At 70.1% G+C, this 19,241-nt stretch carries 18 protein-coding genes and 1 pseudogene; 10 read left to right on the top strand and 9 right to left on the bottom strand.

Features of this window, described 5'->3' with window-relative positions:
- The first annotated feature begins 49 nt into the window (after nucleotides 1-49).
- From ACWD6R_RS13475 to ACWD6R_RS13455, 5 genes are all read left to right on the top strand, one after another.
- Nucleotides 50-1,024, top strand: a complete 975-nt coding sequence (locus ACWD6R_RS13475) for a ribose-phosphate diphosphokinase (protein ID WP_451818813.1) — start codon at nucleotides 50-52, stop codon at nucleotides 1,022-1,024.
- 183 nt (nucleotides 1,025-1,207) lie between these two features.
- Nucleotides 1,208-1,786 (top strand): 50S ribosomal protein L25/general stress protein Ctc, encoded by a 579-nt coding sequence (locus tag ACWD6R_RS13470; RefSeq protein ID WP_451818812.1) that lies wholly within the window; start codon nucleotides 1,208-1,210, stop codon nucleotides 1,784-1,786.
- A gap of 127 nt (nucleotides 1,787-1,913) precedes the next feature.
- Entirely contained in the window at nucleotides 1,914-2,507 is a 594-nt protein-coding gene (pth, locus tag ACWD6R_RS13465; RefSeq protein ID WP_359110152.1) for an aminoacyl-tRNA hydrolase, read from the top strand.
- Nucleotides 2,508-2,593: 86 nt separating this feature from the next.
- Nucleotides 2,594-3,064 (top strand): hypothetical protein, encoded by a 471-nt coding sequence (locus ACWD6R_RS13460; protein ID WP_451818811.1) that lies wholly within the window; start codon nucleotides 2,594-2,596, stop codon nucleotides 3,062-3,064.
- Between the two features lie 208 nt (nucleotides 3,065-3,272).
- Nucleotides 3,273-4,040, top strand: coding sequence for an LPXTG cell wall anchor domain-containing protein (locus tag ACWD6R_RS13455; protein WP_451818810.1), 768 nt, complete (start codon nucleotides 3,273-3,275; stop codon nucleotides 4,038-4,040).
- A 69-nt stretch (nucleotides 4,041-4,109) separates the two neighbouring features.
- On the opposite strand, the gene ppc is transcribed toward ACWD6R_RS13455, so the two are convergent.
- Nucleotides 4,110-6,839 (bottom strand): phosphoenolpyruvate carboxylase, encoded by a 2,730-nt coding sequence (ppc, locus tag ACWD6R_RS13450; RefSeq protein ID WP_451818809.1) that lies wholly within the window; start codon nucleotides 6,837-6,839, stop codon nucleotides 4,110-4,112.
- Between the two features lie 314 nt (nucleotides 6,840-7,153).
- On the opposite strand from ppc, the gene ACWD6R_RS13445 reads away from it, so the two are divergent.
- The 3 genes from ACWD6R_RS13445 (at nucleotide 7,154) to ACWD6R_RS13435 (ending at nucleotide 9,364) form a co-directional block, all read left to right on the top strand.
- Nucleotides 7,154-8,155 (top strand): acyl-CoA desaturase, encoded by a 1,002-nt coding sequence (locus tag ACWD6R_RS13445; protein WP_451818808.1) that lies wholly within the window; start codon nucleotides 7,154-7,156, stop codon nucleotides 8,153-8,155.
- Nucleotides 8,152-8,838 carry a TetR family transcriptional regulator gene (locus tag ACWD6R_RS13440; RefSeq protein ID WP_451818807.1) on the top strand — a complete coding sequence of 229 codons (687 nt, stop codon included), beginning with the start codon at nucleotides 8,152-8,154 and terminating at the stop codon, nucleotides 8,836-8,838. The genes ACWD6R_RS13445 and ACWD6R_RS13440 overlap by 4 nt, the downstream gene beginning before the upstream one ends.
- Before the next feature lie 121 nt (nucleotides 8,839-8,959).
- A complete protein-coding gene (locus tag ACWD6R_RS13435; protein WP_451818806.1) occupies nucleotides 8,960-9,364 on the top strand; it encodes a hypothetical protein in 405 nt (134 codons plus the stop codon).
- A 59-nt stretch (nucleotides 9,365-9,423) separates the two neighbouring features.
- Here ACWD6R_RS13435 and ACWD6R_RS13430 read toward each other — a convergent pair whose 3' ends face one another.
- Nucleotides 9,424-9,789, bottom strand: a complete 366-nt coding sequence (locus ACWD6R_RS13430; protein ID WP_451818805.1) for a VOC family protein — start codon at nucleotides 9,787-9,789, stop codon at nucleotides 9,424-9,426.
- Nucleotides 9,789-10,586 carry a trans-aconitate 2-methyltransferase gene (locus ACWD6R_RS13425; protein ID WP_451818804.1) on the bottom strand — a complete coding sequence of 266 codons (798 nt, stop codon included), beginning with the start codon at nucleotides 10,584-10,586 and terminating at the stop codon, nucleotides 9,789-9,791. Before ACWD6R_RS13425 ends, ACWD6R_RS13430 begins: the two co-directional genes overlap by 1 nt.
- 89 nt (nucleotides 10,587-10,675) lie before the next feature.
- On the opposite strand from ACWD6R_RS13425, the gene ACWD6R_RS13420 reads away from it, so the two are divergent.
- Nucleotides 10,676-11,173: a MarR family winged helix-turn-helix transcriptional regulator gene (locus ACWD6R_RS13420; protein ID WP_451306829.1), complete on the top strand. Its 498-nt coding sequence runs from the start codon at nucleotides 10,676-10,678 to the stop codon at nucleotides 11,171-11,173.
- Here the strand turns inward: ACWD6R_RS13420 and ACWD6R_RS13415 are convergent.
- Nucleotides 11,132-11,917, bottom strand: a complete 786-nt coding sequence (locus ACWD6R_RS13415; RefSeq protein WP_451818803.1) for a LuxR C-terminal-related transcriptional regulator — start codon at nucleotides 11,915-11,917, stop codon at nucleotides 11,132-11,134. The genes ACWD6R_RS13420 and ACWD6R_RS13415 overlap by 42 nt on opposite strands.
- Nucleotides 11,918-12,197: 280 nt before the next feature.
- On the opposite strand from ACWD6R_RS13415, the pseudogene ACWD6R_RS13410 reads away from it, so the two are divergent.
- A pseudogene (locus ACWD6R_RS13410) lies at nucleotides 12,198-12,629 on the top strand (GNAT family N-acetyltransferase); the annotation flags it as partial.
- A 4-nt stretch (nucleotides 12,630-12,633) separates the two neighbouring features.
- Here ACWD6R_RS13410 and galK read toward each other — a convergent pair.
- The 5 genes from galK to ACWD6R_RS13385 all read right to left on the bottom strand — a co-directional run bounded on the left by galK (nucleotide 12,634) and on the right by ACWD6R_RS13385 (nucleotide 19,229).
- Nucleotides 12,634-13,800 carry a galactokinase gene (gene galK / locus ACWD6R_RS13405; RefSeq protein ID WP_451818802.1) on the bottom strand — a complete coding sequence of 389 codons (1,167 nt, stop codon included), beginning with the start codon at nucleotides 13,798-13,800 and terminating at the stop codon, nucleotides 12,634-12,636.
- Nucleotides 13,797-14,777 (bottom strand): UDP-glucose 4-epimerase GalE, encoded by a 981-nt coding sequence (galE, locus tag ACWD6R_RS13400; protein WP_451818801.1) that lies wholly within the window; start codon nucleotides 14,775-14,777, stop codon nucleotides 13,797-13,799. Before galE ends, galK begins: the two co-directional genes overlap by 4 nt.
- A complete protein-coding gene (gene galT / locus ACWD6R_RS13395) occupies nucleotides 14,774-15,817 on the bottom strand; it encodes a galactose-1-phosphate uridylyltransferase (RefSeq protein ID WP_451818800.1) in 1,044 nt (347 codons plus the stop codon). Before galT ends, galE begins: the two co-directional genes overlap by 4 nt.
- A gap of 588 nt (nucleotides 15,818-16,405) precedes the next feature.
- A complete protein-coding gene (locus ACWD6R_RS13390) occupies nucleotides 16,406-17,101 on the bottom strand; it encodes a helix-turn-helix transcriptional regulator (RefSeq protein WP_451818799.1) in 696 nt (231 codons plus the stop codon).
- Nucleotides 17,102-17,348: 247 nt separating this feature from the next.
- Nucleotides 17,349-19,229, bottom strand: a complete 1,881-nt coding sequence (locus ACWD6R_RS13385) for an outer membrane protein assembly factor BamB family protein (protein ID WP_451818798.1) — start codon at nucleotides 19,227-19,229, stop codon at nucleotides 17,349-17,351.
- Nucleotides 19,230-19,241: the final 12 nt, after the last annotated feature.

Here is a 19,241-nt window from a genome sequence, read left to right as displayed (position 1 = left end):
TCGGGACGCATGCGTGCAGCGCCAGGAACACGTCTGAGGAGACTGTGCTGTGACCGGGATCAAGACGACCGGCGAGAAGAAACTGATGCTCTTCTCCGGCCGCGCCCACCCCGAGCTGGCCGAGGAGGTTGCGCACCAACTGGGTGTCGGCCTCGTGCCGACGAAGGCCTTCGATTTCGCCAACGGTGAGATCTACGTCCGCTTCCAGGAGTCCGCACGCGGCGCCGACTGCTTCTTGATGCAGAGCCACACGGCTCCGATCAACAAGTGGATCATGGAGCAGCTGATCATGCTGGACGCGCTGAAGCGCGCGTCGGCCCGCTCCATCACGGTGATCGTGCCGTTCTACGGCTACGCCCGCCAGGACAAGAAGCACCGTGGCCGCGAGCCGATCTCGGCCCGCCTGATCGCCGACCTGATGAAGACCGCGGGTGCCGACCGCATCCTCACGATCGACCTGCACACCGACCAGATCCAGGGTTTCTTCGACGGCCCGGTCGACCACCTCTTCGCGCTGCCGATCCTCGCCGACTACGTCGGTGCCAAGGTCGACCGCTCGAAGCTGACGATCGTCTCCCCGGACGCCGGCCGCGTGCGCGTCGCCGACCGCTGGTGCGACCGGCTGGACGCCCCGCTGGCGATCGTCCACAAGCGCCGTGACAAGGACGTCGCCAACCAGGTGACCGTCCACGAGGTCGTCGGCAACGTCAAGGGCCGGGTCTGCGTCCTGGTCGACGACATGATCGACACCGGTGGCACCATCTGCGCCGCCGCCGACGCCCTGTTCGCGCACGGCGCCGAGGACGTCATAGTGACGGCGACGCACGGCGTGCTCTCCGGCCCGGCCGCGGACCGGCTGAAGAACTCCAAGGTCAGTGAGTTCGTCTTCACGGACACCCTGCCGACCCCGGGTGAGCTGGAGCTCGACAAGATCACGGTGCTCTCGATCGCGCCGACGATCGCGCGCGCGGTGCGCGAGGTCTTCGAGGACGGCTCGGTCACGAGCCTCTTCGAGGAGCAGTAGAAACACCTGACCCAGAAGATCCACTTTGGGTGCGGCCTCCCCGCCGGGTAGACTCAGCGAGTTGCTCGGCGAGGGAGGCCGTACTCATGGGTACGGCGGTCCGTTATCGACGCGCTCTTCGTAGCAGGCCTGTCGTGGGCCGGGTGACCATCCAGTTTTCGTCACCCCACGAGGAGTGCAGTCATGGCCGAGATCAAGCTCGCCGCCCAGCCCCGTACCGAGTTCGGCAAGGGCGCCGCCCGCCGCGCCCGTCGTGACAACCTGGTCCCCGCGGTCGTCTACGGCCACGGTGCCGAGCCGGTCCACGTCACCCTGCCGGCCCACGAGCTGCTCCTTGCACTCCGCACCGCCAACGTCCTGATCGGCCTGGAGCTCGATGGCAAGGACGCGCTGGTCATCCCGAAGGCCGTGCAGCGCAACCCGCTCAAGGGCGACATCGAGCACGTCGACCTGCTGACCGTCAAGCGCGGCGAGAAGGTCAACGTCGAGGTCGCCGTGCACGTCGAGGGCGAGCTGGCCCCGGGCGGCAACCTCCTCGAGTACGTGCAGAACACCCTGCTCGTCGAGGCCGAGGCCACCCACATCCCCGAGTCCGTCACGGTCTCCATCGCGGGCCTCGACGCCGGTGACTCCATCGTCGCCAAGGACATCCCGCTGCCCGCCGGCTCCGTGCTGGCCGGCGACGAGGACGCCGTCGTGCTGCAGGTCGTCTCCGCGCAGGCCGAGGAGCCGACCGCCGAGGCCGAGGGCGCCGAGGCCTGAGCCTCGTCCTCCCCGCTTCACCTGCTTCACTGACGGGGCGGCGGTTCCTTCCCCAGGGACCCGCCGCCCCGTCCGCCTGTATCCGGGCCATCCGGAACCATCCGTACGCGAAGGAGACCGAGCGCAGATGTCCGACGCCACCGACCCCTGGCTCATCGTGGGCCTCGGCAACCCCGGCCCCGAGCACGCGGCGCAGCGGCACAACGTCGGCTTCATGGTCGCCGACCTCCTCGCCGAGCGGATCGGCGGGAAGTTCAAGCGGGCCCAGAAGGCGCAGGCGCAGGTCGTCGAGGGCCGCATGGGCCCGCCCGGACCGGCCAACCGCCGCGTGATCCTGGCCAAGCCGATGTCGTACATGAACCTCTCCGGCGGCCCCGTCACCGCGCTCCGCGACTTCTACAAGGTGCCGACCGATCACATCGTGGCGATCCACGACGAGCTGGACATCGACTACGGGACGCTCCGGCTGAAGCTGGGTGGCGGCGACAACGGGCACAACGGGCTCAAGTCGATGACCAAGTCGATGGGGTCCGGCTACCACCGGATCCGGTTCGGGATCGGCCGCCCGCCGGGCCGGATGCAGGTCGCCGACTTCGTACTGAAGGACTTCTCGTCCACCGAGCGCAAGGAGCTCGGCTATCTCGTGGACCGGGCGGCCGACTCGGTGGAGTGCCTGCTCGCGGAGGGTCTTGAGCGCGCACAGAGCGCGTACAACTCATGAGATAGCAGGGCGATCCCGGACCTTTTCCGACCCGGGTCCGACGTGAAGTTGACCGAAAGCGTTCGCCTGCCCAAGGATCGCTCCCCATGAAGCGGAGCACCTCCCACCGCGCACTGTTCTACGGCCGCGGCGCCGCCCTGGGCTGCGTCGTCCTGCTGTTGCTCGTCGCGGGCGTCCTGTCGTCCTGGTCCTCGGCGCAGCACATCGTCCTCGCCAAGGGCCGTGAGCACGGCACGATGACCGTCACCGGCTGCGGCGCCGACGTCTGCACGGGACCGTTCGCCCCCGCCGAGCATGCCACCGCGCGCTCGCGTGTGACGGTCGAGCGGTCCGTCGCGGTGAAGAAGGGCGGCAGGTTCCCGGTCGTCGTGAAGCCCGGTACCGACGAGGTCGTACGCACCGGGACGCCGGGCTTCCTGCACTCCTGGGTGCCGCTCGGCGGCGCTCTGCTGCTCGCCGCCCTGATCATCGGCGGCGGCCTGCGGCTCACCCGGACCGCATGGGGAACCGGGATCGCGGGCGCGGCCCTGCTGGTGGCGACGTTCATCGCCCTCTGAGCCGCGCCCTGAGCGCTTCCCCGGGACGCCCCGAGGCGTGGACTCCCGTACCGGAGCCGCGTGTTCGCCCGATCGTTATCCGGAACCATTGAGGCAGAGCACTACACAGGGGACGGATGTGGACACATCCAACTTGACGGGCGGAAGCAACCACAAGAAGCTTGGCCGACCCCCCACGGCATCCCTCATCCCCTACGTTGGACTGCCCATGCGCATACTTATTCCCGCCGGCGCTCTGGTCACCGCGGTGACCGCCTCGCTGCTGCTGGCACCTTCCGCCTTCGCGACGCCCAAGGGCGACAACGGCACGGTGAAGATCCACGACGCCAAGACCGGCGAGGAGCTTCGCAGGAACGAGCCGAAGGTCTGCTCCTTCTACCTCGACGCGTTCGGCTTCGACGCCGCCCAGAAGGTCCAGTGGCACATCGAGGCCTGGGCCAACAATGACCTGGACAAGGGCGAGACGGTCAAGACGGGCGCCTTCGCGCTCGACGGTTCCGGCCACGGCCGTACCACCGACATGACCCTGCCCGACGGCCAGTACAAGCTGTTCTGGAACTTCGAGGGCGAGAACGGCAAGGCCAAGCACAAGGTCTTCAAGACCGACTGCGAGCCGGGCAAGCCCGGCGAGAAACCCACCAAGCCCGGCGAAGAACCCACCAAGCCCGGCGAAGAACCCACCAAGCCCGGCGAAGAACCCACGAAGCCCGGCGAAGAGCCCACGAAGCCCGGCGAGGAGCCCTCGGCCACGCCGTCCAGCAGCCCGTCCGCTCCCGGCGGCGAGCAGCCGTCCGGCGCCCCGTCCCCCTCGGAAAGCACCCCGGCCGGTGCCCCAACCACCCAGGGCGGCGCGTCCGGCAACCTCGCCGAGACCGGAAGCAGTGCCCCGGTCGGCACGATGGCGGCGGTCGCCGCGGCGCTCGCCGCGGCCGGCGGCTTCCTGGTGATGCGCCGCCGCAAGGCCCAGCAGCACTGACGTCCGCGCAGCGGAGTGCCCCCACCGGATGCGTCCGGTGGGGGCACTGTCGTGCTGCGGGCGAGCGGGTCAGCCGGTGTTGCGCAGACCCGCGGCGACACCGTTCACCGTGAGCAGCAGGGCCCGGGCGAGCAGCGGGTCGGCCTCCTCGCCGCGCTCGGCGGCACGGCGCTGGCGGGCCAGCAGCGAGACCTGGAGGTACGAGATCGGGTCCAGGTAGGCGTCCCGGATGGCGAACGTCTGCTGGAGCACCGGGCTGGTGCCGAGCAGCTCGGTCCCGCCGGTGACCTTCAGGACTTCCCTCACCGTGAGCGCATGCTCGGCCTCGATGTCGGCGAAGACGTGCTTCAGCTCGTCGGGGACGAGCGTGTCGACATAGTGGCGGGCGATCCGCAGGTCGGTCTTGGCGAGCGTCATCTCCACGTTCGAGAGGAAGTTCCGGAAGAAGTGCCAGTGCTCGTGCATCTCGTCCAGAACGGTGTCCGGACCGGCCTCGCGCAGCGCCTTGAGCCCCGAGCCGACGCCGTACCAGCCGGGCACGATCTGCCGCGACTGGGTCCAGCCGAAGACCCACGGGATGGCCCGCAGGCCGTCGAGACCGGCGCCGGAGTCCGGGCGCCGCGACGGGCGGGAACCCAGGTGCAGCTCGGCGAGCTGGTCGACCGGGGTGGACGCGAAGAAGTACGCGGGCAGGTCCGGGTCCTCGACCAGCTTGCGGTAGGCGTCGTGCGCGGCGTCGGAGACGGTGTCCATCGCCGCGTCCCAGCGGGCCAGGGCCTCGTCGGACTGGCGGGGCGCGGTGTGCAGCGCGGAGGCCTGGAGGGTGGCCGCGACGGTCAGCTCCAGGTTCTCCCGGGCGAGCGCCGGGATGAGGTACTTGTCGGAGATGACCTCGCCCTGCTCGGTCACCTTGATCTCACCCTCCAGCGTGCCCCACGGCTGCGCGAGGATCGCGTCGTGCGAGGGGCCGCCACCACGGCCGACGGTGCCGCCGCGGCCGTGGAAGAGCCGCAGCCGTACGCCGTAGCGGTGCGCGACGTCACGCAGCCGGCGCTGCGCCCGGTGAATCTCCCACTGCGAGGTGGTGATGCCGCCGAACTTGGAGGAGTCGGAGTACCCGAGCATGACCTCCTGGACGTCGCCACGGAGTGAGACGAGCCGCCGGTACGACGGGTCGGCGAGCATCTCGTCGAGGATCACATCGGCGGCGCGCAGCTCGTCGGTGGTCTCCAGGAGCGGCACGATGCCGATCTTGGCCCAGCCGCCGTGCAGATCGATCAGACCGGCCTCGCGGGCGAGGACGGCGGCGGCGAAGACGTCGTCGGCGCCCTGGCACATCGAGATGATGTACGACTCGATGACCTCGGGGCCGAACCGCTCGAACGCCTCCTTGATGGTGAGGAAGACACCGAGGGTCTTCGCGCCCGCGGCGTCCAGCGGGGCCGGGGTCGGGGCGAGCGGGCGGCGCGAGCGGAGCTCCTTGGCGAGCAGCTTCTGCCGGTAGTCGCGCGGCATGTCGGCGTACCGCCAGGACTCCTCGCCGAGCCGGTCGAAGAGCTGGCCGAGGGCGTGGTGGTGGGCGTCCGCGTGCTCGCGTACGTCCATGGTGGCGAGCTGCAGACCGAACGCGGAGAGCGTGCGGATCGTGCGGTCCATCCGGCCGTCGGCGAAGAGACCGCCGCGGTGCTCGCGCAGCGAGGTCTGGATGAGCACCAGGTCCTCGATGAGCTCGGCGGTGCCGAGGTAGTCGCAGCCGGGGCGGTGCGGGGTGCCGTTGGCCAGCCGCTCGCGGGTGTTGACGAGCTTCTGCCGGATGCAGGTGGCCTTGAGGCGGTACGGCTCCTCGGCGTTCAGCCGCTTGTAGCGCGGGCTGATCTCGGGGAGCCGCTCCAGGTCGGCCTGGAGGGAGGTGAGCAGCTCGTCGGTGGCGCCCGTGTAGCGGATGGAGTTGGAGAGCAGTCCGCGCAGATAGTCGATGAGCTCCAGCGCGTCGGTGATGCCGTGCTCGTGCTGCAGGATCAGCACCTCCCAGGTGACGGCGGGCGTCACGTTGGGGTTGCCGTCGCGGTCGCCGCCGATCCAGGTGCCGAAGGTCAGCGGCCGGGTGCCCGCGGGCAGCTCGACGCCGACGCGCTCCAGCTCGGCAGCGAGGTCCTCGAGTACGTCCCCGACGGCGTTGGTGTGCAGCTCGTCGAGGTAGTAAATGGCGTTACGGGCCTCGTCGGCCGGCTCCGGGCGGACGACGCGCAGTTCGTCGGTCTGCCAGATGAGGTCGATGTTCTCGGCGAGCCGCAGGTCGTGGCGGCGCCGGTCGGCCTCGATGACAGGGGTGTCCAGCAGCTCGGCGATGCGGCGGAGCTTGTTCAGCACGGAGCGCCGCGCGGCCTCGGTCGGGTGCGCGGTGAAGACGGGCCGTACGTTGAGGTTCTTGACGGTCGCGCGCAGGTGCTCGGGGTCCGCGTCCTTCAGCCGGTCGGCGGTACGGGCCAGCAGACCGCCCTCGGCGGCGCGCCGGTCGCGCATCTCGTGGGCGCGGTGGACCTGCTCGGTGACGTTGGCGAGGTGGAAGTAGGTGGAGAAGGCGCGCACCAGCTGCGCGGCGGTCTCCAGGTCCGTGTCGCCGAGGAGTTCGGCGGCTGCCTCGCCGTCGGTACGGGTCAGGGCGCGGACACGCTCGACGAGGTCGAGGAGTTCCTGGCCCTCCTGACGTACGAGGGTCTCGCCCAGCAGATCGCCGAGGCGTCGGATGTCGGCGCGCAGCTCGGGGCTGGCGGCGGGGGTCTGGTCGGCACTGCTCACAGTGTGCGGCTCCTTGCAGTGATTGAGGAGGTGCGTCGCGAAGCGTCTCCCCACAAGGGGGTCCGGGGTCCGCGGCTGCAGCGGTGCTGTCGCCGCCCCGGGAAAGCAGAGTGCGGACCGCGCTGTCCGACGCTTCCAGGATAGGTGTCCGTGCCGTCGGCGCTGCCCGCAGCCCTCGTCGGCCCGGTGGAGCGGTAGCTCCGACGGCTCAGCTCTCGTGCTGCGGCCTCCGCGCTGTCATACTTACGAAACCGTAGGTTACGGATGCGTAGCCAGAGTTGTCCTCGTACTCCTCACCCTCCAGGGGACCCCCCATGAACACCAGCCCCGATGTGATCGACGACGCCCCGGCAGCGGCGGCCGACGGTCCGGTCCCCCCTTCCGCCACGCTCGGCGACGACAACAAGCGGTCGATCGAGCAGTTCGCCCTGCTGCTGTTCATCGTGGTGCCGTTCATGGCCCTGGTCGCGGCGGTGCCGCTGGCCTGGGGCCGCGGTGTGAGCTGGCTCGATCTCGGTCTGCTGGTCGCGATGTACTTCATCGGCTGCCACGGCATCACGATCGGCTTCCACCGCTACTTCACCCATGGCTCCTTCAAGGCGAAGCGCCCGCTCCGCATCGCCCTGGCCGTTGCCGGATCGCTGGCCGTGGAAGGCCCGCTGGTGCGCTGGGTGGCCGACCACCGCAAGCACCACCGCTTCTCCGACGCCGAGGGCGACCCGCACTCGCCGTGGCGGTTCGGCGAGACACTCCCTGCCCTGATGAAGGGGCTGTGGTGGGCGCACATCGGCTGGATGTTCGACGAGGAGCAGACCCCGCAGCAGAAGTACGCCCCGGACCTGATCAAGGACCCGGCGATCCGCGGGATCTCCCGCCACTTCCTCACCCTCACGATCGTGTCGCTGGCGATCCCGCCGCTGGTCGGCGGTCTGGTGACGATGTCGTGGTGGGGAGCGGCGACGGCGTTCTTCTGGGGCTCTCTCGTACGGGTGGCGCTTCTGCACCACGTCACCTGGTCGATCAACTCCATCTGCCACGCGGTCGGCAAGCGCCCGTTCAAGTCCCGTGACCGGTCCGGCAATGTGTGGTGGCTGGCGGTCCTCTCCTGCGGTGAGTCGTGGCACAACCTGCACCACGCGGATCCGACGAGCGCCCGGCACGGGGTGATGAAGGGCCAGGTCGACTCCAGTGCCCGGCTGATCCGCTGGTTCGAGAAGCTCGGCTGGGCGTACGACGTGCGCTGGCCGGACTCCGCCCGGATCGAGTCCCGCCGGATCGACTCCCGGCGCGAGTCCGCGCACGCCGACGCGGCATGATTGACGACGTGGCGACCGACGGCAGCACGAGCAGCGAGAAGAACCGTCCCTCCTCCACCCGGCGTACCCGCCGCGTGAGGATGACCGGCAAGGAACGCCGTGAACAACTGCTGGACATCGGCCGCACCCTCTTCGCCGACAAGGGCTTCGAAGGCACCTCGGTGGAAGAGATCGCGGCCCGCGCCGGCGTCTCCAAGCCGGTCGTCTACGAACACTTCGGCGGCAAGGAGGGCCTGTACGCCGTCGTGGTCGACCGCGAGATGCGCCAGCTCCTCGACATGGTCACCAGCGCCCTGACCGCCGGCCACCCGCGCGAACTCCTGGAACAGGCGGCGTTCGCGCTGCTCGACTACATCGAGAGGTACACGGACGGCTTCCGCATCCTGGTCCGCGACTCCCCGGTCGCCCAGTCGACCGGCACGTTCGCATCCCTGATCAGCGACATCGCCACGCAGGTCGAGGACATCCTGGGGCTGGAGTTCAAGGCCCGCGGCTTCGACCCGAAGCTCGCCCCGCTGTACGCGCAGGCGCTGGTCGGCATGGTGGCGCTGACGGGCCAGTGGTGGCTGAACGTCCGCAAGCCGAAGAAGGCGGAGGTGGCGGCGCATCTGGTGAACCTGGCCTGGCACGGCCTGGAGAACCTGGAGTCGAAGCCGCGCCTGGTAGGCCACCGGAAGAACTGACCCGACAGGAGCCGGCACCGCACACGGTACGGCGGTGCCGGACGGGCGGGCGGCGGGCCGGGGCGGGGCGGGCCGGCCCGAGCTCATCCCCTCGGCGCCCCTCACCTGTTTCAATACAAGAGTGATCGAATTCGTGATCGATTGTGTGGTGCTCGGCGTCGTCGGTTCTCTCGTCGGCATGCTGATCCGCCGCAGACACCGGCGGAGGTCGGCGCGGGCGGCCTGCGGAGCACCGACCGGGATCCCGTGCATGATCAAGCGGGCGTCCCACGGCAACCGCTGGCGCCCCGGGCAGCTGCTGATCAACGCGAAGCCCCTGACCTGGCGCCCCGCCTACGGCAGGTCGGCGGTCGTCCTCCCCGAGGATCTGCACCGGACTGCGGTGCGCGCGGTATCGACACGTGAGGGTCTGGTCATCAATCCGGGTTCCCGGATCGTGGAGTGCGCGTCGTCGGACGGGACTGTCCTGATCGCGGTCATGCCGGTGGATCTGGAGCTGGTGACCGGGGCCCTGAGCGGCGCATAGCCCACCGTGACACCGCACCGATCGGGATCGGCATCACCCCGCGCGCGCTCGACCGACTCTCACCCGTCCACCGGCTCCAGGAATTCCAGCCGGTTTCCCACCGGGTCGCAGGAGTAGAAGCGCCGGTGCCCCGGCAGGCCGGCGTCCCGGTGCACCTGCGCGCCGTGTGCCTCCAGTCGTGCCGCGAACGCCTCGATGTCCGTGACGCGCAGCCCCGGGTGGGCCTTCTTCGCCGGGCGGAAGTCGGCCTCGATGCCCAGGTGCAGCTGGACCGGTCCCGCCTGGAACCAGCAGCCGCCGCGGGCCGCCAGGTCCGGGGGCTTGGGAAGTTCGGTCATTCCCAGGATGTCCACGTAGTACGTGCGCAGGGCGGGCTCCGAGCCTGCTGGGGCGGCCAGTTGAACGTGGTCCACTGCGGCGATCATCACTTCTCCTTGTGGGCGACGGCGAAGATGCGGCGGAACGGGAAGACCGTGCCGTGCGGACCCTTCGGGTACGCGGTGCGCAGCAGGTCCCGGTAGTCGGTGAGGAACGCCTCGTGCGCCTCCGGGTCGTCCGCGAGCGCCGTCAGGACGGGGCGCAGGCCCGTGCCCTTCACCCAGTCGAGGGCGGCGTCCTCGCCCTGGAGGAGGTGGAGGTACGTGGTCTCCCAGACGTCCGCCGTGATGCCGGGGGCCGTCAGGGCGTCCAGATAGTCGGTGGGGCTGAGGACCGCGTCGGCGTGGCGCAGGACGCCGGTCAGGCGGGAGCGCCAGCGTGGGGACTCCGCCAGTCCGCGCATCAGGGTGTGGGTGGGCTGGTCGAAGTTGCCGGGGACCTGGAAGGCGAACGTGCCGCCCGGGGTGACGCCGTCCAGCCAGTCGGGGAAGCGGCGGGTGTGGCCGGGGACCCACTGGAGCAGGGCATTGGAGACGATCAGGTCGTACGGTTCCGCCGGCGTCCAGGTCGTCGCGTCGGCCTCGGCGAAGTCCAGGAGGGGTGTGGCGTGGGCACGGGCCTGTTCCAGCATCTGGGGGGAGTTGTCGTACCCCGTGATCCGGGCCGTCGGCCAGCGGGCCGTGAGGAGTGCCGTGACGTTGCCCGCGCCGCAGCCCAGGTCCGCGATGCGGGGCGTGGGGGCGGCCGGGGGCTCCGGGATGCGGGACAGGAGATCCTGGAACGGGCGGGTGCGGTGGTCCGCGTGACGCAGGTACTGCTGCGGATCCCAGGTCGGTGTCGTCATGGCAGCCAGGATCACCGCCGAGATATCTTGATGTCAAGACACTCGAATTCAAGAGACTTCATGTCGACAGACCCTTTACACTGATCCACATGGAGGACGAGGTTGACCGACTGGTCGCTGCATGGCGTCGCGAGCGCCCCGACCTCGACGTGGAACCACTTGAGGTGCTCAGCCGCGTCTCACGCCTGGCCCGCCACCTCGACCGGGCCCGCCGGATCGCCTTCTCCGAGCACAGTCTTGAACCGTGGGAGTTCGACGTACTGACGTCGCTGCGCCGCGCCGGAGCCCCGTACCAGCTCTCCCCCGGTCAGCTGCTCACCCAGACGCTGGTCACCTCGGGCACGATGACCAACCGCATCGACCGGCTGACCAAGAAGAACCTCGTCGAACGGCTCCCCGACCCCAGCGACCGGCGCGGCGTGCTGGTCCGGCTCACCGCGGAGGGGCGCGACAAGGCCGACCAGTCGCTGGCCGGACTGCTCGCCCAGGAGCGCGCCATCCTCGGCGAGCTCTCCCGCCACCAGCGCGGCGAACTGGCCGGGCTGCTACGCCAGTTGACCGCCCCGTTCGACAACATCCCCGGATAGCTCGGCCGGTCCGACACCGGCGCGTCGGGCCAGCGCCACCGCAGCCAGCGTCGAGTGCACGCCCAGCTTCCCCAGCACGTTCTGCATATGCGTACGCACCGTGTGCGGGGAGAGGTACAGCCGCTCCGCCACCGCCTTGCGGCCCAGCCCCGCCACCATGCAGCGCAACACCTCGCGCTCGCGCGGGGTCAGCGACTCGATCAGCTGCTCGCTCTCGGTGCGGTGTTTGCGGGCTGCCGTCAGCTCGCGCAGGACACCGGTGAGCAGCGCCGGAGGCAGATGCGTCTCGTCGCGGAGCACCCCCCGGATCACCGTGAGCAGCCGTTGCAGCGAGCAGTCCTTGGCGACCCAGCCGGACGCCCCGGCCTGCAGCGCCAGCGCGGCCCGGCGCGGGTCGTCCTTCTCGGCGAGCACCACCGTACGGACGGACGGCTGGCCCGAACGGACCCCGGCGACCAGCGAGATCCCGTCGACCGGGGCGTGTTCGCCACTTCTCGGGGCGGGGACCGGGACCGGGCCGGGAACGGTGCGTCCCGTGGCCGTCGGCAGGATGCCCAGGTCGGCATCGACGAGTATCACGTCGTACCTACGGCCTTCGGCTGCCGCCCGCTCCAGACACCGAAGCGCGGCCGGGCCGCTGCCCGCCGCCGCCACCTCGACGTCCGGTTCCGCCGCGAGTGCCGCCGCGAGCGACTCGGCGAAAATGCGGTGGTCGTCCACCACGAGAACCCGGATACGAACCACAGGTACCCCCCACACTGCATCTGTTCCGGGGCCACCCCAGAACCCCCCGAACGGGACGGACCGGTGCGGGCACGACGCCCGGAGCGATGAGGGTGAACCGCAGTTCTACGGCCGCCGCCGTATGCCGACTGCCACCCCGCCCCGGGCGTCGTGCCCGACTGTCTCGTACCCCTGAATCAGCACCGGCCCCCACCGGTGCTGAGCATCAGCGTACGGCTGGCGGCCCGGAGCGGAAGGCAATTCACAGAACTGATGAACCTCGGTGTTTAGGGTGTGGTTCATGTTTCGTCTTGAGACAGAAGTAGACAAAGATCGTCGCCTTCTGCTGGGTGAGCGGCTGCACCACAGCAATACGGAATGTTCCCCGGAGCTCCGCGCACTCCTCGCCACGCCCGCCGAGCGCGAACTCCCGCTGGAGGTCTGGGCGATGGACGGCAAAGGTGCGCCGGCGGGTGGACTGGCCGGGCGCACCTGGGCCTACTGGCTCCATGCGGATCTGCTCTGGGTCGAGCCGCTCCACCGCGGTTCGGGCCTCGGCTCGCACCTGCTCGCCGAGGCGGAACGGGTGGCCGTGACGGACCGTGGCTGCGCCCGCTCCCGGCTGGAGACCTGGGGTTTCCAGGCTCCGGACTTCTACCGGAAGCGGGGCTACGAGGTGATCGGGCAGGTCGACAACTACCCGCCCGGAGTCACCGAGTTCATCCTGACGAAAACCTTCACCCGATGCGACGGGCGCCTGCCGACGGGACCGCCGGGAAGACGCCGGGCGTCGCGTACCCGGCCGAGGTGAATGCCTCCAGCACCGACTTGGTGACCGCATCCCCGTCCGCCTCGTCCACCAGCACGATCGCCGAGCCACCGAAGCCGCCGCCGGTCATCCGCGCACCGAGCGCCCCGGACGCGTTCGCCGTCGAGACCACCAGGTCCAGTTCCGGGCAGGAGACCCGCAGATCGTCACGGAGCGAGACATGACCCGCGGTGAGGACCGGTCCCGCCGCCCGCACGTCGCCCGCGTCGAGCAGTGCGATGACCTGCTCCACCCGCGCGTTGTCGCTGACCACGTGGCGTACGTACCGCACGACCGACTCGTCCGCGCCGGACTCGGCGAGCGTGTCGAGCGCGGCATCCAGACCCTCGTACGGAACATCGCGGAGCGTCCCTGTGCCCAGCGCCCGCGCGCCCTCCTCGCAGCCGGCCCGCCGCTCCGCGTACGCGCCGTCGCCCAGCGCGTGCTTGACCCGGGTGTCGACCACCAGCAGCTGCAGACCATGCGCGGCCAGGTCGAACGGGACCTGGCGCTGGGTGAGGTCGCGGGTGTCGAGGTGCAGGGCGTGGCCCTCGACGCAGCACGCCGACGCCATCTGGTCCATGACCCCGCACGGCACGCCGACGAACGCGTTCTCGGCACGCTGCGCCAGCACCGCCAGCTCGGCTGCGGACAGGCCGAGTCCGAAGAGGTCGTTCAGCGCGAGCGCGGTGACCACTTCGAGGGCGGCCGACGAGGAGAGCCCGGCGCCGGTCGGGACGGTCGAGGTCAGCTGGATGTCCGCGCCGGTGACCTGGTGGCCCGCCTCGCGCAGGGCCCAGACGACACCGGCCGGGTACGCCGCCCAGCCGTGGCCCTCGTGCGGTGCCAGCTCGTCGACCCGCAGCCGGACGACACCGCCCGGCACGTCGGTGGAGTGCAGCCGCAGCTCGCCGTCGGTGCGGCGGGCGACGGCCGCGCGCGCGGTGTGCGGCAGCGCGAGCGGCATCACGAAACCGTCGTTGAAGTCGGTGTACTCGCCGATCAGGTTGACCCGGCCGGGGGCCGCCCAGACTCCTTCGGGGTCGGTGCCGTACAGCTCGGTGAAAGCGGTGACCAGCTCAGCGTTGTCGGTCATGGGGCGGTGGGCTCCTCTCGGCGGGCGAACGTCCAGGCATCGGAGACGATTCCGGCCAGGTCGGCGCGGGACGGCTGCCAGCCGAGCCGCTCCCTGGCGGTGGTGGCGGAGGCGACCAGCACCGCGGGGTCGCCGGCGCGGCGCGGGGCCGCGGTCTCGGGGACCGGGTGGCCGGTGACCTTGCGGACGGTCTCGATGACCTCGCGCACCGAGAAACCGTTTCCGTTGCCGAGGTTGCAGATCAGGTGCTCGCCCGCGGTGGCCGCGTCCAGGGCGAGGAGGTGGGCCTCGGCAAGATCGGCGACGTGGATGTAGTCGCGTACGCAGGTCCCGTCGGGGGTCGGGTAGTCGTCGCCGTACACGGAGATCGACTCGCGCTGCCCGAGCGCGACCTGAAGCACGAGCGGGATGAGGTGCGACTCCGGGCTGTGGCGCTCGCCGCAACTGCCGTACGCCCCCGCCACGTTGAAGTACCGCAGCGAGACCGCGGCCAGTCCGTGCGCGGCCGCCTCGCCGGTGATCATGTGGTCGACGGCCAGCTTCGTGGCGCCGTACGGGTTGGTGGGCGCGGTCGGGTCGGACTCCGTGATGTGGCTGGAGACCGGTTCGCCGTAGGTCGCGGCGGTGGAGGAGAAGACCAGGGTGCGGACCCCCGCGTCGCGCATCGCGGCGAGCAGCGCGGTGGATCCGCCGACGTTGTTCACCCAGTACTTCTCCGGGTCGGTGACGGACTCGCCGACCTGGGAGTACGCGGCGAAGTGCAGCACCCCGTCGTAGGAGGAGTCCAGCCAGCGGGCGGCGTCCTGAATGCGGCCCTCGATGAACTCGGCCCCGGCCGGGACACCCTCCCGGAACCCGGTCGACAGGTCGTCGAGGACGGTCACCGCGTGACCGGCCTCCAGAAGGTGCGCGGCAACCACGCTGCCGACATATCCCGCGCCACCCGTGACCAGGTACTTCTTCTGGGGCTTGCTCACTCGCTCGCTACCTCTCTCAGTCGCTGTGCCGCGGCCTCCGGCGGCACATCGTTGATGAACACGTTCATGCCGGATTCGGAACCCGCGAGGAACTTCAGCTTGCCGGAGGTGCGTCGGATGGTGAAAAGCTCGAGGTGGAGCCCGAACTCCTCCCGCCCGGGCACCCCGAACGGCGCCTGGTGCCAGGCCGAGATGTACGGCGTCGGCGGCTCATCGGGGCCGAAGATCCGGTCGAATCGCCTCAAGAGTTCCAGATAGATCTGTGCGAACTCCGTGCGCGCGGCATCGTCGAGTTCCCGCAGGTCGGGGACGCGTCGGCGCGGGTGGAGGTGGATCTCGTACGGCCAGTGCGCCGCGTAGGGCACGAACGCCACCCAGTGCTCGCCGGTCAGCACGATCCGCTCGTTGTCGGCCAGCTCGCGGGCCACGACGTCGTCAAAGAGGTTGCGGCCGGTCCGCTCGCGGTGCGCCTCCATCGAGCGGAGCATCAGCTCGGTGCGCGGGGTGACGAACGGGTACGCGTAGATCTGCCCGTGCGGATGGCCGAGCGTCACACCGATCTCGGCGCCCCGGTTCTCGAAGCAGAACACCTGCTTGACCTGCGGAAGCTCGGCGAGTTCGGCCGTGCGGTCGGTCCATGCCTCCAGGACCAGGCCGGCCTGCTCCTCGGTGAGGTCGGCGAAGGACGCCTCGTGGTCGGAGGTGAAGCAGACGACCTCGCAGCGGCCGGAGTCCCCGGCGAGCGAGGGGAAGCGGTTCTCGAAGACGGCCACGTCGTAACTGTCGTCGGGGATCTCGCTGAGCCGCCCGTCCCGGGACGGGCAGAGCGGACACTCGTCGGCCGGCGGGTGGTACGTGCGCCCCTGGCGGTGCGAGGCGATGGCGACGCTGTCCCTGAGAAGGGGGTCGCGGCGGACTTCCGATGAGGTCGAGACGGCGTCGAGCGGTCGCCGGTCGACGGCGTCCCGGACCGCGTCGTCGCGACTGTCGTAGTAGAGCAGCTCCCGGCCGTCGGCGAGCGTCGTAACCGTCTTCTTCACCAGGTTCCTCCAAACATAACCGACCACAACAAACCACAAGTCAACACATGCGTCAATGATGTGACGGCATCGCCCCTGCACCTCTTGCGAGGTCACGCCCATAGAACCTGGATCTTTCCTCTCATTCGATCACCATCAAACAAGGAACCTCAGGAAGAATCTTTATTTGCACAAGAGCGTGGTTCCTTCGGGTTCCGTTCGCGCAACGAAGCGAGTACCCCCACATGCAATACCTGGCCGAAGGGGTCCGGCTCCCCACGAACGGGGGGCGACGACGCCTGGTACCGCAAGCCGGCCCCGCTCGGCTGCGGCGCGATCGTCCTCGCCGCCCTCTGCCAGTGCCGTGACCGGCAATGTTTGCCCCATGAGGAGCGTCGTCCGGTGCGTGCGATCGCAAGGCGGCCGGAAGTCCCCCAGTGGGGTCTCCCCTGCTCGAACGAAGTTAAGAGTTTGGGGAAGGAGGAGTCGACGCGGAGCGTCGGTGACCGACGACAACGCCGCAAGCGGAGTCACAGGACGCCGGGAGCCCACTCCCTGTCGCGGGGGAGGCCGTAAGCAGTCGGCACACCGCCCCACGGGGGCCGGATGTCACACAGGGTCCGGCCCCGTCTGCCCTGTGTCCACCGCCGCCCGTTCCAGCAGCCCGGTGCGGGCCGCCAGCGCCGCGGCCTCCAGCCGGGAGCCGACACCCAGCTTCATCAGCACCCGCTGCACATGTGTACGGGCGGTGCTCGGCGCGATCCGCATCCCGACCGCGATCAGCCGGGTGTCCTCGCCCTCCGCGACCCGCACCAGGACCTCGATCTCGCGGGGGGTGAGCATCTGCAGGAGCCGCTGTCCTTCGTCGTCCGGCTGGACGGCCGGGTTGAGCAGCTCGGCGAAGGCGCCCTGGAGCAGTTGCGGCGCGACCGCCGTCTCCCCGGCGCGCGCCTTGACCATCGCCCGCTCGACGCCCTCTATCCGCTCGTCGTGCCTGACGTATCCGGCGGCACCGGCGGCGAAAGCGGCCGCGATCCCGCGCGAGCTGGGCACCGGTCCGAGCACCACGACCGCCACTTGCGGGCGCTCCCGTTTGATCCGGGCGATCGGGTCGAAGGCGCCCGGGTCGGCGGGCGTCGCGGTACCGAACAAGCAGACCTCCGGGGCGCGGTTCACCACGATGTCCGCCGCCCCGGCGGTCGGCGCGGCCGCCGCCAGCACCCGGTGGCCCCGCAATTTCAGCGCCGAGGCGAGCGCCTCGGCGAGCAGTCGGTGGTCATCGACCACCATGAGCCGCACGCCCATCGAGAACCCCCTATCAGGACCCAGGCCCCCCCGGCCCTCTTGACCCGGCAAGCTACACGCTTGTTCGACCTCGTGTGCCCCTTACCAGGCAGAAGCCCCCCGGAATGCCGAATCATGTGCCATTCAGGGGCACTTGGCCGATGGCAAGCGGGCAGAAGGGAGCAGGAACCGGGCGGCAAACGAACAGCCCTGCCGGTCGGACGATCGACCGGCAGGGCTGTGGTGCGTGGTGCTTCCCGTGAAGGCGTCAGCCGGCGCCGAACGAGACCGCGAGGTGCCGATCGGCGTCGAGCGAGCTGTCGCCCCGCTTGCTCACCATCGTCTCGGAGATGAACAGCCGGCCGCCCGAGTAGAGGAACTCGGCGTAGTCCGCGGAGAAGCTGGTCTCCGCGTTCCGGTCGGCCTCGTCGGCCGGGTTCTCCAGCAGCACGGTCTGCTTGAAGGTGGACCCGTCGATGGAGACGATCTGGCCGCCCTTGTCGTACGGGGGCTCCTTGTACGCGATGATGTTGGACCCGTCCATACGGATCGGGAACATCGTGTACCGGTCACCCGCGTCGGCCTTGTCGCTGGTCGGCTTGCCGGTGGTGAGGTCGAACGAGACGATCTCGTTGGTGTCGCCGTATTCGCCCGTGCTCCCCTCGTGCCTCTCGGTCGGCAGATAGATGCGGTTGTTGCCGACCGCGAGATGCTGGCAGGTCTCGACCTCGGTGGAGCCGCAGCGGGCGGCGTACTTCTCGCCGTCCGCGGCGATCTTGGTGAGCAGCTTGCCGGTCGACGCGTCGATCGAGAAGAAGTCCGAGATCCCACTGCCGTCACCGGCGGTGTCGCCGACGTCGGCGGCGACGACCAGCGGCTTGGTGGAGACGATGCTCGCGTACTCGACGCCGAGCGGCATCTTGTACGAGGAGAGCGGGGCTCCGGTGGTCGGGTTCAGCGCCTGGATGACGAGCTGCGGGTCGTCGTACGTACCGCACTTGCGGACCACGGCGAGCGCGTCGCCGCCGCCGTACCCCCTGTCGTAGCACCCGTCGGCGCTGACCTTCGGCTTCCAGCGCTCGGCGCCGGTCGCCAGGTCGAATGCGGCGCCGCCCTCGGTGCCGCCCGCGGCGACCGTGGTGCCGCTGAGCGTGATCTCGTCGAACCGGATCGGCTCGTCACCGCCGCTGGCGGCGGTCACCGACTTGCTCCACGTCAGCTTGCCGGTGGTCAGGTCGAGCGCACCGACCTGGGTGCACGGCGGGTACTTGTTCGCCTTGGTCGCCTTGCCCGCCCCGAAGGCGATGGCGGTCTTGAAGTCCTTGGACATGTGCCGGGAGGCGGCGCAGAGCTGGCCGTCCAGCGGGATGGACCAGAGCTTGGTCCCCTTGACCTTGTCGTAGGCGACGATCTCGTTCAGGCCGGTCTTCACGAACGCCTTGTCGGTCAGCCAGGAACCGTTGACCGCCGTGACGTCGGTGACCTTCGGTTCCGGGAGCTGGAAGGCGACCGTGGCCTTGGTGTTCGCCGGGGCCTTCTCCTTGCCGCCGCCGAGACCGCTGCCGGAGCCGCCCTTGCCCTCACCGGTGGTGCCGGTGGAGTTGGACGCCTCCTTCTTCTTGCCGCCGCCGCCCCCGCTGGAGGCGAACCAGACGCCACCGCCGACGATCAGCGCCACAGCGACCACTGCGGCGACGATGATCTGCGTCTGGGTGCCGAACTTCTTGCCGCCGTTCCCGCCCTGCTGCGGCGGCACGTACTGCGGCTGCATCGGAGCGGTCGGGTAGCCGTACCCCTGCTGCGGCGGCTGACCGGGCGGCATGCCGTACCCGCCGCCCGGAAGTGTCTGCGGGTAGCCGTAGCCGGGCTGCTGCTGCGGGGTCTGCGGGTAGCCGTAGCCGGGCTGCTGCTGCGGCGGACCCGCGGGCGGTATCTGCGGAGCACCGAACCCACCGGCAGGCGGCGTCTGCGGGGCACCGAACCCACCGGCAGGCGGCGTCTGGGGCGACGGGGGCTGCGGGGCCGGCTGCTTGCCGAACGGGTCGGCGGGCGGCGGGGCCGGTGCCCCGAACCCTCCGGGCGGCAGGTCCTGCGGGGCACCGAACCCGCCCTGGGGCGGCTCGTTGGGCGGCTGGGGCGGCTGTGTCATGGCGTACGTACC

Source organism: Streptomyces sp. NPDC005151, assembly GCF_053599875.1.
This window is presented reverse-complemented; position numbering and strand designations above follow the sequence as displayed.